The sequence below is a fragment of the Paenibacillus allorhizoplanae genome, assembly GCF_927798215.1.
Lineage (GTDB): Bacteria > Bacillota > Bacilli > Paenibacillales > NBRC-103111 > Paenibacillus_E > Paenibacillus_E allorhizoplanae.
Window position 1 is genome coordinate 21,382 of sequence record NZ_CAKMMW010000037.1, and the last position, 17,279, is coordinate 38,660.

Below are 17,279 nucleotides of genomic sequence, written 5' to 3' on the forward strand. Positions count from 1 at the left end.
CTTATATAGATATTCTCCATCGAAGGCCATAATCCTTCTCTACAACAGGTAAGCTGGGAAATGTTTCACGTGAAACATTCCTATTATTTGAAAAGTGGTTCCTTTAAAGGGATCCCTGCTTTTCTAGGATATTTAGCTGGTGTAGCAGCTGTCTTCTGTATCTCAACAAAATGTCTTACGGATTCTTCGATAGGTAGAATCATTCGATTAACCTTCGTCACTTTTCCTCGCAGCTCTACTAAACTATAGGAAGAGTCCTTAATTTCATCATCCACTTCGGAACCCTTCATTGCAATGAAAGTCCCTCCACTCTTGGCAAATGGAAGACAGAATTCATTTAACACTTGCAGTTTCGCAACCGCTCTAGCAGTTACGAGGTCAAAGTGATCACGATAGCGAGGAAGTCTAGCAATATCCTCTGCCCTACCATGCACACAGTCCATATTCGTCAAACCTAGCTGAGAGACAATTTCTTTCAAGAATAGAATCCGCTTATTCAAAGAATCAACAATTGTAACCTGAAGATGAGGAAATGCAATTTTAAGAGGTATGCTTGGGAATCCAGCGCCTGAACCGATATCAGCAAGAGATGTAACCTTCCCTATATCGTAATTGAAAGCCACAGAAAGAGAATCATAGAAATGTTTAAGATAAACTTGGTCTCTCTCTGTAATACCTGTTAAATTCATTTTCTCATTCCACTCTACGAGTGTCTTGTAGTACTGTTCAAACTGATCTAACTGCTGCGTAGAAAGGGTGATATTTTCTTGGGCTAATAACTCTGTGAATTGTTGCTGTATAGCATCCATATCTTTAACCTCTAGCCGCTATGACTCTATTGTAATGTTCCAGATAAACAAGCAAGATAGAAATGTCCGAAGGGGTAACCCCGCTAATCCGAGATGCTTGCCCAATTGAGATTGGACGGATTTTCGCGAGCTTCTGTTTCGCTTCTGTGGCAATTCCATGGATCTCACTATATTCAATATCATCCGGAATCTTTTTCTTTTCCATTTTACGCAGGCGATCCACTTGATTACTTTGCTTTTCAATATAACCCGCATATTTTACTTGAATGCCAACTTGCTCCTTCATATCTTCATCTAAGTCAAAAGGAGACATCGTCATTTGTTCAATATGTTTATACTCAATCTCAGGACGACGCAGCAAGGAAATCGCCGGAACCGAATTCGTCAATTCCACACTTTCCAAGCTCCGAAGCAATTCTTGAACGTGAGGCTCAGGTTTCACCTTCACTTCAGATAAACGTTCAATCTCTTGCTCTACAAGCGATTTTTTGTTCAAAAACTTCGCATAGCGCTCTTCAGAAATCAATCCAATTTCATGACCAATCGGCGTTAAGCGGAGATCCGCATTGTCATGACGAAGTAACAAGCGATATTCTGCACGTGAAGTAAGCAAGCGATATGGCTCACTAGTTCCTTTAGTTACAAGATCATCAATGAGAACGCCGATGTAACCTTCGGAACGATCCAAAACGATGGCTTCCTTCTCTTGTACTTTACGCGCGGCATTAATCCCAGCCATAACCCCTTGACCAGCTGCCTCTTCGTATCCAGAAGTTCCATTAATTTGCCCAGCTGTAAATAACCCACTAACCAGCTTCGTTTCCAATGAAGGTTTCAATTGCGTTGGTACTACCGCATCATACTCGATGGCATAACCCGTGCGCATCATTTCTACTTTTTCTAGACCAGGAATGGAACGTAAGATTCCCAATTGTACATCTTCCGGCATACTTGTTGAGAGACCTTGTACATAATACTCTGAAGTACTGTGACCTTCTGGCTCTAAGAAAATTTGATGCTTAGGCTTATCGCTGAAACGAACAATTTTATCTTCAATAGAAGGACAGTATCTTGGCCCCGTCCCCTCAATAGCACCAGAGAACATCGGAGCACGATGTAAATTATCATTAATAATTTGATGCGTCGCTGCAGATGTATACGTTAACCAGCATGGAAGCTGCTCATTATGATTCGAACCTGTTTTCGTCTCAAAGGAGAAAAACTTCGGTTGCTCATCACCTGGTTGAATTTCTGTTTTGCTAAAATCAATCGTATCTTTATGAACGCGCGGAGGCGTACCTGTCTTGAAACGAACCAGATCGAAGCCCAACTTGCGTAAGGACTCAGATAATTTAACAGAAGGCTGCTGATTATTGGGCCCGCTCTCGTACATCAGTTCGCCCATGATCACTTTACCGCGTAAATACGTACCGGTGGTCAAAACGACAGATTTTGCATAATACTCAGCACCTGTCTTCGTAATCAGACCTTTACAAACACCATTCTCCACGATAAGTTCTTCAGCCATCCCTTGACGCAATGTCAAATTAGCTGTAGCTTCGATTGTTTCTTTCATTTTATGCTGATACGAAAATTTATCGGCTTGTGCGCGCAGTGCATGAACAGCCGGCCCCTTGCCCGTATTCAACATACGAAGTTGAATATACGTTTTATCAATATTGCGCCCCATCTCACCACCAAGCGCGTCGATCTCACGAACAACATGACCTTTCGCTGGACCACCGATGGATGGGTTACAAGGCATGAAAGCAACCATGTCTAAATTGATTGTTAGTAGCAACGTATTACAACCCATGCGAGCTGAGGCTAAAGCAGCCTCGCAACCTGCGTGTCCGGCACCGATAACGATAACGTCATAATTCCCTGCGTGATATCCCATAGAAACGTCCCTCCCTCTTTTATGAAAACGCAAATGCTGTCGGTTTTCATTTTCCTAAGCAGAATTGTGTAAAAATTTGATCGATTAGGGACTCACCTACGGAATCGCCGATAATCTCCCCTAGCTGCTCCCAAGCAGCCCGGATATCAATTTGAATCATATCAATTGGTACATATTGCTCATTAGCATCCAGCGCATCCTGCAAGGAACGCTTGGCCTGCTTCAACAAAGAAATATGACGAACATTACTTACATATGTCAAATCACTGGATTCGAGCTTTCCTTCAAAGAAAATCGCCGCGATCGCTTTTTCCAAATCCTCAATACCTTTATTCTCAATCAGGGACAGTTCCACAATACGCTCTTGCGGGAAATAACTGAGCACCTGTTCCACATCTAACTTGCGATCCAAATCAATCTTATTCAAAATAACGATCGTTTGTTTATCCGCCAACTGCTTCATCAACGCAATCTCGTCGAGTTGAAGCTCATCGTTACTATTCAGTACTAGTAAAATGAGATCAGCCTCGGCTAAAGCAGTCTTAGACCGCTCCACACCAATCTGTTCGACAATATCTGAAGTTTCGCGAATACCAGCTGTATCAAGCAGCTTCAACGGAATACCGCCAATATTAACGAACTCCTCAATGACATCCCTCGTAGTTCCTGGAATATCAGTAACAATAGCCCGATTCTCTTGGGCTAATTCATTCAACAAAGAAGACTTCCCAACATTAGGTTTGCCGACAATTGCTGTCTCAATGCCCTCCCGCAAAATTTTACCTTGTTCTGCGGTCACCAATAAACGATCAATATCCAACATGACCGTATCACACTTCGTCTTGATGAACACATTTGTCATTTCCTCTACATCATGTTCCGGGTAATCAATATTCACCTCAACATGAGCCATTAACTCCACCAGGATGTATCGTAAATGCTTAATCTGTTTGGATAAATTTCCTTCCACCTGCTTCAAAGCTACCTTGAATGCTCGATCGGATTTAGCCCGAATTAGGTCAATAACCGCTTCTGCTTGTGTTAAGTCAATACGACCGTTCAAAAAAGCTCGCTTTGTAAACTCACCAGGCTCAGCTAAGCGAACACCTTGTACTAGTAATAAATCTAGTACTTTCTTAACGGAGACAATCCCTCCGTGACAACTAATTTCGACAACATCCTCCATGGTGAAGGATCGCGGAGCTTTCATTAACGTAACTAGAACCTCCTCTACCTTTTCGGCGGAAGCAGGTTCTATAATGAATCCATAATGTACCGTATGCGTGTCAGCAACAGATAATTTCGTTTTTGAGCGGAAAATACGTTCAACGTATGTGACAGAATCCTCGCCGCTCACACGAATAACCGCTATCCCACCCTCTCCAAGCGGTGTAGAAATAGCAGCAATCGTATCATTTAACATAGTATTTGCACCTCGAATTTACCTCATCTTAAAGAAAAAGCAATGACATATGAACCAAGTCATTGCGATCTGTGTTATTTAACAGCGATGACAACCCGACGATTCGGTTCTTCGCCTTTACTGTATGTTTTGATAACAGGATGCCCTTGTAATTCCGCATGAATAATTTTACGTTCTTGCGAATTCATCGGCTCCAAAATAACTTCTTTTTTCGACTTAATCACGCGATTAGCCAGTCTTAACGCCAGCTCTTCCAACGTTTTCTTCCGTCGATCACGGAAATTTTCCGCATCTAAGATGATACGGAAATGAGAATTCGCATACCGATTACCAACAATATTAACTAAATACTGAAGCGCATCAAGTGTTTGTCCTCTTTTTCCGATCAAAATACCTAATTCCGAGCCACTCATGTTTAAGATATAGCCTTCACGATCTTTATGTGTATCTATGGTGATGGAAATTTGCATCGCTTCGAACATATCTTGTAAGAAAGCTATCGCTTCCTCAAGTGGATCGGGTATCAATTCGAGCTCAACCTTCGCAACTCTGGATCCAATAAACCCGAACAACCCTCGTGAGGGCTGTTCCAAAATATGAATTTGTACACGATCCTCCGAAACTTGCCATTGATCTAGACCAGATTTAACTGCTAGTTCAATTGTCTTTCCAGTCACCACGATTTTCTTCATTTCGACAGGCCACCCTTATTATTTTGAGATCCAGGCTTTTTTTGTGAACCAGGAGCACCATAGATGAAATAAGACTGAACGATTGTGAAAATGTTACCGTAAATCCAGTATAGCGGAAGTGCCGATGCAAAATTCATGGACATCACGAAAATCATGACCGGGAAAATGTACATTAAGCTTTTCATTTGTTGATTCATTTGGGAAGACATAAACATTTGTTGAATGAACGTCGTAGCCGCGGCAATCAACGGTAAGATGTATAGATGATCAGGCTTACCAAGATTCAACCACAGGAACGTGTGCTCATGAATTTCTTGGTTACGCATAATCGCTTGATAAAGAGCGATTAGAATTGGCATTTGAACAATGATAGGAAAACAACCAGCTAACGGATTTACACCATTTTGTTGAAATAATTTCATCGTTTCTTCTTGTTGCTTTTTCGCATCATCTTTATATTTCTCTTTAAGCTTTTTCATTTCAGGCTGCAGATCCTGCATCCGTTTGGAGCTTTTGTATTGCTTAAGCGTAAGCGGCAAAATAATCAATCGAATAATCAATGTAACAACCAAGATGGATAATCCATATTGACCCCATAGATGATCGGCGAACCAGTCAAGCGTTTGTGAAAGCGGGTACGTAAAGTACTTAGTGAAAAAATTAGCCGTGTTCGGATCGATTGGCGCTGATGCTGCACTTGACGGGCTACATCCGGACAAAAGTAAAATCACCGAAGACAGTGCTACTAGCATATAAATTCGACGAGTCAAAATGAGATCCTCCTAAATGTCTTTTCCAAGATAAACTATAACACATTCTCAGTCCGCAAGGAAATATTGCTTCACTTTTTTAATGCGTCATTTTTTTTATATAAAGAAGCTTTACGAATGACATGCCAGATGCTCTTCTCCATGTCTGCGTAAGCCATATCAACAACCGGTTTTCTAGCCAGCAGAATGTAGTCATATTGAGGCGTCATGTTTTCTTTTTTCAACCGAATAATTTCTTTCATCATTCGTCTCAAACGATTACGAACAACTGCATTTCCAATTTTCTTGGAAACCGATACACCGAAACGAAACGCTTCTGCTTTCGGCTGCGGCAAATAGTATAGAACGAATTGCTGATTGGCCATCGATTTCCCATAGCGATACACCTTACTAAAGTCTTCTCTTTTTGCTAACCGATATAGTTTCTCCACAGCCATGTACACTCCAGACAGATCACATTCATTAGTTGAAAGAACACTACATATCTAATCTAGTTTTAACAAAACCAGTTCAATGTAAACCGACGTTCCAAATGCAAAAAAAAAAGCCCCTTTCGGAGCCTCTTCTTACGCGCTAAGAACTTTTCTTCCTTTAAGACGACGAGCTTGTAGAACTTTACGACCGTTCTTCGTGCTCATTCTTTTACGGAAACCATGGTTCTTCTTACGCTTTCTCGTATTCGGGTTAAATGTTGGACCCATCTATAGCACCTCCCTACCTGGCTGAGGATATCCATCCTACAAAATTTCTACTACTCATTAAATCATTTTCACAGAAGAAAGTCAACCTACCCAAGTGTGCAGTATTTGGATGGCGGAAAACCTCGGTAAAGGTAAAAAGAACAAGCTGTGTATAAAGTTTTGACGAGAAAGGACAAACTTTGTCGAAAATCAACAGAATATCAACAATATCTTGTGTTGTGAACAATTTCTACCCACAAGTTGTTGTTATTGTGGATAATGCGAAACAATCCGTTGATTAACAAGGTATCTTTTGTTAAGATAGTAATGTTTCTGCTGTGGATATACGCCACTAATCCTCCGAGTTATCAACACCCTGTGGATAATAATGTGCACAAACTTCCCTCTACAAGAATAAGTCATTTCTGCGGATCCTTAGTAATGTGGATAAAACCGACAAAAGTCATCCTTTTTTGACCCCACCAGACACTAGATTCTTTTAGACGATATTTGGGCACACTAAATGCTAACTACCAATTCTTCGAGATTCCAACGTGAGTTATTTGTTTCACGTTTTATCCATAAATCATAACCATGTTTCCCCTGGCCTATGCCACATGTTTGATTCAAAAGGAGTGAAGTACTGTGGAAGGCCATTCTACGGACCTTTGGCAACAAATTTTAACGATTATTCAAACGAAGCTCAGTAAACCAAGTTTCGACACCTGGCTCAAATCGACGAAGGCCACTGTATTCAATGATTCAACAGTCATTATTTGCGCACCTAATAATTTTGCGCAGGAGTGGCTTGAGAGTAGATACACGAAGCTAATCGAAGGAACGATCTACGATTTTACGGGAAAGCATGTATCCGTTAAATTCATCATCGAAACCGAAGATCAGAAGTCACAATCGATGCACGCCATTCAACCCGTTGTCATTCCCCCCAAAGGTCCAGCCATTGTTGCTGGTGAAGAAAACTTTACAAGTATGATGAACGCTAGGTATACATTTGATACCTTCGTCATTGGATCTGGTAACCGGTTTGCTCACGCTGCTTCTCTCGCAGTAGCTGAAGCGCCGGCCAAAGCGTATAATCCCCTCTTTTTATATGGGGGCGTTGGACTAGGTAAAACACATCTTATGCATGCGATCGGACATTATGTACTTGAACATAACCCTGGTTCTCGGGTTCTATATATATCCTCCGAAAAGTTCACGAATGAATTTATCAATGCAGTCCGTGATAACCGCGGGGAAGGCTTTCGTAACAAGTATCGAACCATTGATGTACTGCTCATCGATGATATTCAATTCCTTGCTGGGAAAGAAGGAACGCAAGAAGAGTTCTTCCACACATTTAACGCGCTACATGAGGAAGGAAAACAAATTATTATCTCAAGTGACCGTCCGCCAAAAGAGATTCCAACCCTGGAAGATCGGTTACGTTCACGATTTGAATGGGGACTTATTACAGATATACAACCGCCAGATTTAGAAACACGAATCGCCATTTTACGCAAAAAGGCTAAAGCCGAGAATCTAGAGATTCCGAACGAAGCCATGATCTATATCGCGAACCAAATTGATACGAATATCCGAGAGTTGGAGGGTGCATTAATACGTGTTGTCGCGTACTCATCCCTTATTAATCAAGATATTAGCGTTCATTTAACGGCTGAAGCGTTGAAGGATATCATCCCATCGAACCGACCAAGAGTCATTACGATACAGGATATTCAAGCGCGAGTTGGAGAATTCTATGGTTTAAAGCTCGAGGATTTCAAAGCGCGTAAACGAACAAAAGCCGTGGCTTTCCCAAGGCAAGTAGCGATGTACCTTGCACGGGAACTCACAGACTTCTCTTTGCCGAAAATCGGAGATAATTTTGGGGGTCGCGATCATACGACCGTCATACATGCGCATGAGAAAATTGTGCAGCAGCTCAAAGTGGATCAAGAATTATATAAGATTGTCCATAACTTAACGGAACGTATCAAAAACCCCTCTTAATAACATCACTTTTTCCATAAGCCTATGCACAATCTATTCACATGTGGATAGGCTTGCTCTATCTCAGGTTCATCCACATATCCACATATCCAGAGCCCCTACTGCTATTACTAATAAAGAATGTTATTATATAATGATTATGCTAACGCACCGTAAAAAAAGAACTGCAGGAGTGAAGTCATGAAATTAACTATCCTAAAAGACCATTTAATCGAATCCATTGGTCACGTTTCCAAAGCCATATCCTCTCGAACAACGATACCCATTCTTACAGGGATCAAAATAGATGCAACCTTAAGTGGTGTTACGCTAACAGCTAGTGATACCGACATTTCCATTCAAAGCTTTACAGCAAGTGAAAACAGCACCATTAAAATTATTGAACTTATTCAAGCTGGGAGCGTTGTACTTCCCGCTAAATTTTTCGTTGAAATCATTCGTAAGCTGCCAGCACAACTAATCGAAATTGAAGTGAAAGCCAACTTTCAAACGATTATTCGTTCAGGCTCTTCCGAAATTCAAATCATGGGATTGGATCCAGATGAGTATCCGCTGCTTCCTGAAATCGAAGAAAGCAAAATGCTTCGCCTTCCAAGTGATTTGCTTAAAACAATGATTAAACAAACGTCCTATGCGGTATCCACCAATGAATCAACACCTATTCTTACAGGGGTTCTTTGGAATATTTCAGGAGATAAGTTGAAATTTATCGCATGTGATCGTCATCGCCTGGCAAGTAGAGAAGTCACCGTTGATAACGAACAAGCACAAAACCTGCCTAATATCGTTATTTCAGGACGTACACTGAATGAGTTAAGCAAAATTTTGCCTGATCAAAACACCCTTATAGATATAGTTATTGCGGACAACCAAGTTTTATTCAAGATCCAATCGATTTTATTTTATTCGCGTATTTTAGATGGGACTTACCCAGATACGTCTAAGCTCATTCCGCAATCCTTTCAAACGGAAATGGTTGTTCCAACAAAGGAATTGGCTGAAGCCATCGACCGTGCCTACCTTCTTTCCAAAGAGGACAAAACGAATATTGTTAAAATGATGATGCTTGAAGACAAAACCATCGAAATTTCGTCAAGCTCCTCCGAGCTAGGTAAAGTAACCGAACAAATTGCCCTGCAGCATATTGTTGGTGATTTACTGAAGATTTCGTTTAACTCCAAATATATGTTGGATGCACTGAAAGTACTCGACTCCGAATTTATACAAATTGGATTTACTGGAGCTATGCAGCCGATCATTATGAAACCGCAAGATTCGACGAATATTTTGCAGTTAATTTTGCCATACCGAACAACGAATTAAGGGAGCGCTCCTATGAAACAAATAGTTATCAACACTCCATATATTACACTTGGGCAGTTTTTGAAGTTATCGGACTGCATATCCACAGGTGGACAAGCTAAATTTTTTGTTGTGGAAACCAAAATCGAAGTGAACGGGCAAGCTGAAAATCGCAGAGGTCGGAAACTTGTGCCGCAGGATATCGTCAAGGTAGAAGGTTTTGGACAATTCGAGGTCATAAGCTCCTGATCGGAATAACCAGGGGGATGATCGGCCATGTTTCTGAATAAACTCGTACTCAGTCATTATAGAAATTACGATCATGTTGAATTAACAACATCGAATAACGTGAATATTTTCGTTGGACCCAACGCACAGGGGAAAACGAATTTGCTGGAATCCATCTATGTGATGGCTATGACCAAATCGCATCGTACCCACCAGGACAAAGAACTGATTGGCTGGAACGGTGAGCAAACGCTGCTGCATGCAGAGATTCAGAAATTGTACGGGAACTGTAAGCTGGATCTCTCCATCTCTTCCAAGGGAAAAAAAGCGAAGATTAATGGTCTTGAGCAAAAAAAGCTCAGTAATTTTATTGGTGCACTTAACGTTGTCATGTTTGCTCCGGAGGATTTAGAGATTGTCAAAGGAACGCCTGGCATAAGACGACGTTTTCTTGATATGGAAATCGGTCAGGTACAGCCCTCCTATATTCACGACTTATCTCAATATCAGAAAATCTTGGTGCAACGGAATAATTATTTAAAGCAAAATTACCCCGGAAAAAGCACACCTGACGCCATGTTGGACATCTGGAATGAACAATTAGCACAGTATGGTGTTAAAATTATGAAAAAGCGTCAAAACTTCATAAAGAAGCTTCAAAAATGGGCGGAGAATATCCACAGAGGGATAACGAACGATAGTGAATCGTTAGTGATTCGCTACTCCCCTTCTTTTGACATGGAGCCATTTGAAGATGAATCTGTTTTATTAAACCAATTTATGATAAAGTTATCTTTGGTGAAAGATCAGGAATTCCGAAGAGGCGTAACTTTAGTGGGCCCTCATCGTGACGATCTTCTCTTTTTCATAAATGATAAAGAAGTCCAAACGTACGGTTCCCAAGGTCAGCAGCGAACAACCGCGCTATCACTCAAGCTAGCAGAAATTGAGCTCATTCATGAAGAAGTTGGCGAGTATCCTCTGCTATTGCTAGATGATGTCCTATCGGAACTGGATGAATATAGACAGACACAGTTAATTCGCACGTTTCAGCAGAAAGTCCAAACGTTTATTACGACAACAGGTCTAGAGAGTGTTCATTTGGATCAACTGGATCATGCTTCCGTGTTTCATGTTTTGAAAGGAAATGTAAGCGGCAGGAGCTGAGAAGCATGTTTATTCATTTGGGTGGAGAGAAAATTATTAGAGCGTCTGAATTGATTGCTATATTTGATATTTCGATTGAGAAGTCATCTAAAATATCAAAGCAGTTCATTGGGCAAGCAGTCAAAGATAAAAGAACCGAGCAAATCGGTGAGGAAGATTGCAAATCACTGGTCGTGACGAAAAGTAAGGTGTATTATTCCCCAATCTCCTCAACAACGCTCAAAAAAAGAGCTAATCAGTTATTGACGAATTAACTTCTTTTAATATAAAAAAGCAGGTGAAGAGTAGCATGTCTGTGAATCAAAATGCGTACGATGACAGTCAGATTCAGGTTCTGGAAGGTTTAGAAGCCGTTCGCAAAAGACCGGGTATGTATATTGGTTCTACTAGTGCCCGAGGACTGCACCATCTCGTTTGGGAAGTTGTAGATAATAGTATCGATGAGGCTTTGGCCGGATTTTGTACGAAAATTGATGTAATTGTTCATAAAGATAATGGCATTACTGTTATTGATAACGGGCGCGGAATTCCTGTCGGTGAAAATGCAAAACTGAAAAGACCAACACTCGAGGTTGTACTTACCGTACTCCACGCAGGTGGTAAATTCGGTGGCGAGGATTCCGGTTACAAAGTATCCGGTGGTCTGCACGGTGTAGGTATTTCTGTAGTTAATGCGCTGTCGGAGCACTTAACTGTGCAAGTAAAGAATAAAGGCCAAATTCATCAACAAGAATACCGCCGCGGAACGCCGCAATATGATGTGAAAGTCATCGGTGAAACCGAAGAAACGGGCACCACGGTTACGTTCCATCCGGATCCGGAGATTTTTAAAGAAACGACCGAATACGATTTCGATACGCTGCAATCCAGAATTCGTGAGCTTGCTTTCTTGAATAAAGGCATCGAAATTAACTTGATTGACGAGCGTACGGATACGGTAGCAACGCATATGTATGAAGGCGGTATTGTGTCCTTTGTGCAGCATTTAAATCGCAACCGTGAGGTCGTCAATGAAGTCCCGATCTATGTAGAAGGTGCGAAAGATAACATTTCGATCGAGATTGCTCTCCAGTATAACGATAGCTATACCGAGAACATTTACTCTTTTGCTAATAATATCAACACACACGAGGGTGGAACGCATGAATCAGGATTCAAAAGCGCACTGACGCGGATCCTAAATGACTACGCCCGTAAAAATAATTCGATCAAAGAAAGCGACTCGAATCTATCTGGAGATGACGTGCGCGAGGGTCTTGCTGCGATTATTTCTGTGAAAATTCCAGAGCCTCAATTCGAAGGTCAAACAAAGACGAAACTTGGTAACAGCGAAGTTCGTGGTATTGTGGAATCCCTTTTCGCAGAGAAACTGCAAGAATTCCTTGAAGAGAACCCAGCTGTAGCTCGCAAAATCCTTGAAAAAGGTATTCAAGCTGCTAGAGCAAGAGAAGCTGCGCGTAAAGCCAGAGAATTGACTCGCCGCAAAAGTGCGCTTGAAGTTAGTGCCCTGCCAGGTAAACTAGCAGATTGCTCTTCCAAAGACGCTTCAATCAGTGAGATTTACATTGTAGAAGGTGACTCTGCAGGTGGTTCAGCTAAGCAAGGTCGTGATCGTCACTTCCAAGCGATTCTGCCTCTGCGTGGTAAAATTTTGAATGTAGAGAAAGCACGCCTGGATCGTATCTTATCCAATACCGAAATCCGCGCCATGATTACAGCTTTTGGGACAGGAATCAGCGATGATTTCGACATTTCCAAGGCACGTTATCACAAAATTATCCTCATGACGGATGCCGATGTGGATGGTGCGCATATTCGTACCTTGCTGCTTACCTTCTTATACCGTTACATGAAAAAACTAATTGAGACTGGCTATGTGTATATTGCACAACCACCACTCTTTAAGCTTGAGCGTAATAAAACGATTCGATATGCGTATAACGAGAAGCAACGTGAAGTCATTATGCAAGAGTTTGGAGAAGGCGTGAAAGTCAATGTCCAACGTTACAAAGGACTTGGCGAGATGAATCCGGGGCAGTTATGGGAAACAACCATGGATCCGGAAAGCCGTACACTCCTGCAAGTGACGATCGAAGATGCTATAGAAGCGGATACACTCTTTGATTCATTGATGGGCGATAATGTAGAGCCTAGACGTGATTTTATCGAGGAACATGCGAAATACGTGAAAAATTTAGATATCTAACGTCGTCCGAGACGTTGCAAACGATGTAAGCTTTCAGGAGGAACATTCATGAGCGAAGAATTACATTCGCAAGTCAAAGAAATTGACATTTCGACCGAAATGCGTACATCCTTCTTAGACTATGCGATGAGTATCATTGTCAGTCGCGCACTGCCAGATGTTAGAGACGGTCTGAAGCCGGTTCATCGTCGTATCTTGTTTGCGATGTCTGAACTAGGTATGTCTCCAGATAAGCCACATAAGAAATCAGCGAGAATCGTTGGTGAAGTTATCGGTAAGTATCATCCACATGGTGATACCGCTGTTTACGAAACCATGGTTCGGATGGCACAAGATTTCTCCCTGCGTTATATGCTTGTTGATGGGCATGGGAACTTTGGATCCATCGACGGTGATATGGCAGCAGCCATGCGTTATACCGAGGCTCGTTTATCGAAGATTGCTATGGAGCTTCTTCGTGATATTAACCGAGAGACAATCGATTATAAACCAAACTACGATGGCGAAGAAAATGAACCCGTCGTTCTCCCTTCTCGTTTCCCGAACTTACTCGTTAACGGTAGTTCAGGGATTGCCGTAGGTATGGCAACGAATATTCCTCCACATAACCTAAGAGAGGTTATCGAAGGTATTCAGATGATGATCGAGAATCCAGATGTCACGTCTATGGAATTAATGCAAGCGATCAAAGGACCGGATTTCCCAACGGCCGGATTCATTCTTGGACGTGAAGGCATCAGATCAGCCTATACCACAGGTAGAGGCTCCGTTACAATGAGAGCTAGAACGGTCATTGAAGAGAATAATAATAAGGCTAGAATCATTGTGAATGAGCTGCCTTATCAAGTAAATAAAGCAAGATTAGTAGAGAAGATTGCTGAGCTTGTGCGTGAGAAGAAGATCGATGGAATTACGGATCTTCGAGATGAATCAGACCGCAACGGGATGCGTGTAGTTATTGAGCTGCGACGCGATGTAAATCCTAACGTTGTTCTGAACAACTTGTTCAAACAGACAGCCATGCAATCTAATTTTGGAATCATTATGCTCGCTCTCGTCAACGGAGAACCAAAAGTTTTGAATCTTCGTGAGATGCTGCATTATTACCTGAAACATCAGCAAGAAGTCATTCGTCGTAGAACCGAATTTGATCTGCGTAAAGCGGAAGCTAGAGCGCACATTTTAGAAGGTTTACGTATTGCACTAGATCACCTGGATCAAGTCATTGCATTAATTCGCTCTTCTCGTACAACGGATGAGGCGAGAGAAGGACTCATGACGACATTTAGTCTGAGCCTGGATCAAGCACAAGCCATTCTCGATATGCGTTTACAGCGTTTGACTGGTTTGGAACGTGAGAAGATTGAAGCGGAATATGCGGAACTCATGAAGAGAATTGCTGAGCTTAAAGCGATTCTTGCCGATGAGCAGCTGATTCTTGCAATCATTAGTGAAGAACTAAATGAAATTAAAGAAAAGTTCGGTGATGACCGACGTTCTGAGATTACAGTTGGGGAAGAAAGCATTGAAGATGAAGACCTTATCCCACGTGAAGATGTCGTTATTACGATAACGCATACTGGCTACATTAAGCGCCTACCGGTTACGACGTATCGGAACCAGAAGCGTGGAGGACGCGGTGTCGTCGGTATGGATACAAAAGATAATGACTTCGTGGAACATTTGTTCGTAACGAATACACATCATTATCTCATGTTCTTTACGAATAAAGGGAAAGTTTACCGTTTGAAAGCTTATGAGATTCCAGATTTGAGTCGTACAGCTCGTGGAACACCAATTATTAACTTGATTCAAATCGAACAAGGGGAAACCGTTAATGCGGTCATTCCTGTTGAAAGCTTTGAAACAGAACAATATCTCTTCTTTGCAACCAAGCAAGGGGTTGTTAAGAAAACACCGATTGATGATTATTCAAACATTCGTAAAGGTGGGCTAATCGCCATCAATTTACGAGAAGATGATGATCTGATCGGAGTTAAACTAACGGACGGTAACCAGGGTATTATTATGGGGACCAAGCTAGGGATGTCCATCCACTTCCCAGAGAGCGATGTACGTTCAATGGGTAGATCGGCTACGGGAGTAAAAGGTATTCACTTGGATGATGAGGATGCTGTTATCGATATGGACGTTGTTCATGAAGATAATAGTGTACTAATCGTAACATCCAAAGGCTTCGGTAAGCGGACACCTGTTTCCGAGTATCGGATTCAATCACGTGGCGGTAAAGGGATCAAAACTTTAAATGTCACAGAGAAGAACGGTCCGATTGTCGGTCTTAAAGTGGTGCAAGAAGATGAGGATCTGATGATTATTTCAGCATCGGGTACTGTCATCCGTACAAGCATGGACGGCATTTCTGTTATGGGGCGTAATACACAAGGTGTTCGTCTGATTAACATACGTGAAGATGACGAAGTAGGGACGTTGGCTCGCGTTCAGAAGAATGAAGAACAGAACGAGTCTGAGGAAGACGGCGACTGGGAAGAGTCAGCAGAAGCAACAGAGTCAGAAGAATAAATTCTAGGGATGGGGCTTACAAACCCATCCCTTTTACTTTACAATATGAAGTATACGAAATAGTAAGGTGAGTGAATGACCGTGCCGACAGTAGCCGTTTCGCAATTAAAATATGGTGAAAGATTAGGCGATATTGTAATAACCAAGATGGGGAATACGCTTTTTCACAAAGGAAGAATCATTCAGGAGAGGGAAGTCGAAATTCTGAAAGCATTTCTCATTCCTTCTGTTTATATTGAAGTCAAGAACGGCAATGAAGCGGAGCAAGTGAGTGAAGAGCCAAAAGCGAAAGAAGTAGAGGCTGTTCATCCGTTTTATGTGGAATATCATAATATGCTGAAGCTGCTCAAGAGAGTATTTCTTCTTGCGAATGGCGGACAACAGCTTCCTATCTTAGAAATTCGGACAGGCCTCGAAACGCTTATTCGACATATTGATGCTTATAAAGTGCTCACCTTCACACCTAAGAATCGGAATTTACATGAGTATATTTATCATAAAAGTATTTTAGTAAGCTTAACCTCGTACTCCTTAGCAAGATGGGCAGGTCTTCCGCAGAAGGATTTACTTCAAATCGCAATGGCAGGTTTACTTCACGATATTGGTACTAGCAAAGTGGATCGCACACTGCTGGAGAAAAAGACGCCTTTAAATGCTTCAGAAATGGACGAAATTAAGCAACATACACTGATTGGCTATCAGATTCTTAAGAATATGTCTGGCATCAATGAAGGTGTTAAATTAACAGCTCTTCAACATCATGAAAGAGAAGATGGTTCGGGCTATCCACTCGGCGTAAAGTCCGACAAGATTCATGTGTATGCCAAGATTATTGCTATTGCTGATATCTATAATGCGATGACGAATGAGCGTTACTACAAATCTGCTCTATCTCCTTATGCAGTATTGGAGCAATTGTTGAACGAGTCTTTCGGTAAAGTAGATCCTACACTCGTCCAAGTCTTTATGAACAAATCTACGCAAATTAGTAACGGAACGCTTGTAAAACTAAGTGACAACCGTGTCGGTGAAATCGTGTTCTCTGATCGCTCACATCCTACAAGACCATGGGTTAATGTCAATGGTACAATTGTTAACTTAACCGTCGAAAGAAATCTATTTATTCAAGATGTGATTGGCCATATTTAAAATGCTCTAATCAACCTTCCCTCGCTGAGAGTGAAGGTTTTTTTTAGTGTAATTCGAAATATATAGTAAATAAAACTTGCAATCCTTTTAGGTATTTGTTATATTACTCCTTGTCGCTTCGGCGGTCGAACGAAAGAACAGAAGAAAATGAAAAAATTTCTTGCAATCGAGTAGGCCGATATGGTATATTGATCAAGTCGCCTTTGAGGGGCGAAGGATTAATAAGGAAATAATTGATCTTTGAAAACTGAACAACGAGTGAGTAAGCACAGTCGAGTAATCGACTATAAAAGAGATTGAAAAATCTCGCTAGCTTCAAATGAGCATTTCAGATTTTCTATTATGGAGAGTTTGATCCTGGCTCAGGACGAACGCTGGCGGCGTGCCTAATACATGCAA

At 41.6% G+C, this 17,279-nt stretch carries 15 protein-coding genes and 1 rRNA gene; 9 read left to right on the plus strand and 7 right to left on the minus strand.

Features of this window, described 5'->3' with window-relative positions; genetic code table 11:
* Positions 1-83 precede the first annotated feature (83 nt).
* The 7 genes from rsmG to rpmH all read right to left on the minus strand — a co-directional run bounded on the left by rsmG (position 84) and on the right by rpmH (position 6,295).
* Positions 84-809 carry a 16S rRNA (guanine(527)-N(7))-methyltransferase RsmG gene (gene rsmG, locus L6I86_RS33325; protein ID WP_236293034.1) on the minus strand — a complete coding sequence of 242 codons (726 nt, stop codon included), beginning with the start codon at positions 807-809 and terminating at the stop codon, positions 84-86.
* A gap of 4 nt (positions 810-813) precedes the next feature.
* Positions 814-2,709: a tRNA uridine-5-carboxymethylaminomethyl(34) synthesis enzyme MnmG gene (gene mnmG, locus L6I86_RS33330; RefSeq protein WP_236293035.1), complete on the minus strand. Its 1,896-nt coding sequence runs from the start codon at positions 2,707-2,709 to the stop codon at positions 814-816.
* Positions 2,710-2,755: 46 nt separating this feature from the next.
* Entirely contained in the window at positions 2,756-4,132 is a 1,377-nt protein-coding gene (gene mnmE, locus L6I86_RS33335; RefSeq protein WP_236293037.1) for a tRNA uridine-5-carboxymethylaminomethyl(34) synthesis GTPase MnmE, read from the minus strand.
* 74 nt (positions 4,133-4,206) lie between these two features.
* The gene (gene jag, locus L6I86_RS33340; RefSeq protein WP_056622682.1) at positions 4,207-4,824 is read right to left on the minus strand and encodes an RNA-binding cell elongation regulator Jag/EloR; all 618 of its coding nucleotides are present in this window, start codon (positions 4,822-4,824) and stop codon (positions 4,207-4,209) included.
* Positions 4,821-5,594: a membrane protein insertase YidC gene (gene yidC, locus L6I86_RS33345; protein WP_056622684.1), complete on the minus strand. Its 774-nt coding sequence runs from the start codon at positions 5,592-5,594 to the stop codon at positions 4,821-4,823. The genes jag and yidC overlap by 4 nt, the downstream gene beginning before the upstream one ends.
* A gap of 71 nt (positions 5,595-5,665) precedes the next feature.
* On the minus strand, positions 5,666-6,025 hold the full coding sequence (rnpA, locus tag L6I86_RS33350) for a ribonuclease P protein component (protein WP_056622830.1): 360 nt from the start codon (positions 6,023-6,025) through the stop codon (positions 5,666-5,668).
* Between the two features lie 135 nt (positions 6,026-6,160).
* Positions 6,161-6,295, minus strand: a complete 135-nt coding sequence (rpmH, locus tag L6I86_RS33355) for a 50S ribosomal protein L34 (RefSeq protein WP_028557239.1) — start codon at positions 6,293-6,295, stop codon at positions 6,161-6,163.
* Positions 6,296-6,919: 624 nt separating this feature from the next.
* On the opposite strand from rpmH, the gene dnaA reads away from it, so the two are divergent.
* The 9 genes from dnaA to L6I86_RS33400 all read left to right on the plus strand — a co-directional run.
* Positions 6,920-8,287: a chromosomal replication initiator protein DnaA gene (gene dnaA / locus L6I86_RS33360; protein ID WP_236293039.1), complete on the plus strand. Its 1,368-nt coding sequence runs from the start codon at positions 6,920-6,922 to the stop codon at positions 8,285-8,287.
* A gap of 180 nt (positions 8,288-8,467) precedes the next feature.
* Positions 8,468-9,610 carry a DNA polymerase III subunit beta gene (gene dnaN, locus L6I86_RS33365; RefSeq protein ID WP_056622692.1) on the plus strand — a complete coding sequence of 381 codons (1,143 nt, stop codon included), beginning with the start codon at positions 8,468-8,470 and terminating at the stop codon, positions 9,608-9,610.
* A 12-nt stretch (positions 9,611-9,622) separates the two neighbouring features.
* A complete protein-coding gene (gene yaaA / locus L6I86_RS33370; RefSeq protein ID WP_236293041.1) occupies positions 9,623-9,838 on the plus strand; it encodes a S4 domain-containing protein YaaA in 216 nt (71 codons plus the stop codon).
* A 27-nt stretch (positions 9,839-9,865) separates the two neighbouring features.
* Positions 9,866-10,984 carry a DNA replication/repair protein RecF gene (recF, locus tag L6I86_RS33375; protein WP_056622696.1) on the plus strand — a complete coding sequence of 373 codons (1,119 nt, stop codon included), beginning with the start codon at positions 9,866-9,868 and terminating at the stop codon, positions 10,982-10,984.
* Positions 10,985-10,989: 5 nt separating this feature from the next.
* A complete protein-coding gene (gene remB / locus L6I86_RS33380; protein WP_056622698.1) occupies positions 10,990-11,238 on the plus strand; it encodes an extracellular matrix regulator RemB in 249 nt (82 codons plus the stop codon).
* Between the two features lie 35 nt (positions 11,239-11,273).
* Positions 11,274-13,190 carry a DNA topoisomerase (ATP-hydrolyzing) subunit B gene (gene gyrB / locus L6I86_RS33385; RefSeq protein ID WP_236293043.1) on the plus strand — a complete coding sequence of 639 codons (1,917 nt, stop codon included), beginning with the start codon at positions 11,274-11,276 and terminating at the stop codon, positions 13,188-13,190.
* 48 nt (positions 13,191-13,238) lie between these two features.
* Complete coding sequence (gyrA, locus tag L6I86_RS33390; RefSeq protein WP_236293045.1) at positions 13,239-15,731, plus strand: DNA gyrase subunit A; 2,493 nt, start codon at positions 13,239-13,241, stop codon at positions 15,729-15,731.
* Between the two features lie 81 nt (positions 15,732-15,812).
* A complete protein-coding gene (locus L6I86_RS33395) occupies positions 15,813-16,880 on the plus strand; it encodes an HD-GYP domain-containing protein (RefSeq protein WP_236293047.1) in 1,068 nt (355 codons plus the stop codon).
* A 339-nt stretch (positions 16,881-17,219) separates the two neighbouring features.
* Positions 17,220-17,279, plus strand: a 16S ribosomal RNA gene (locus tag L6I86_RS33400); the annotation flags it as partial.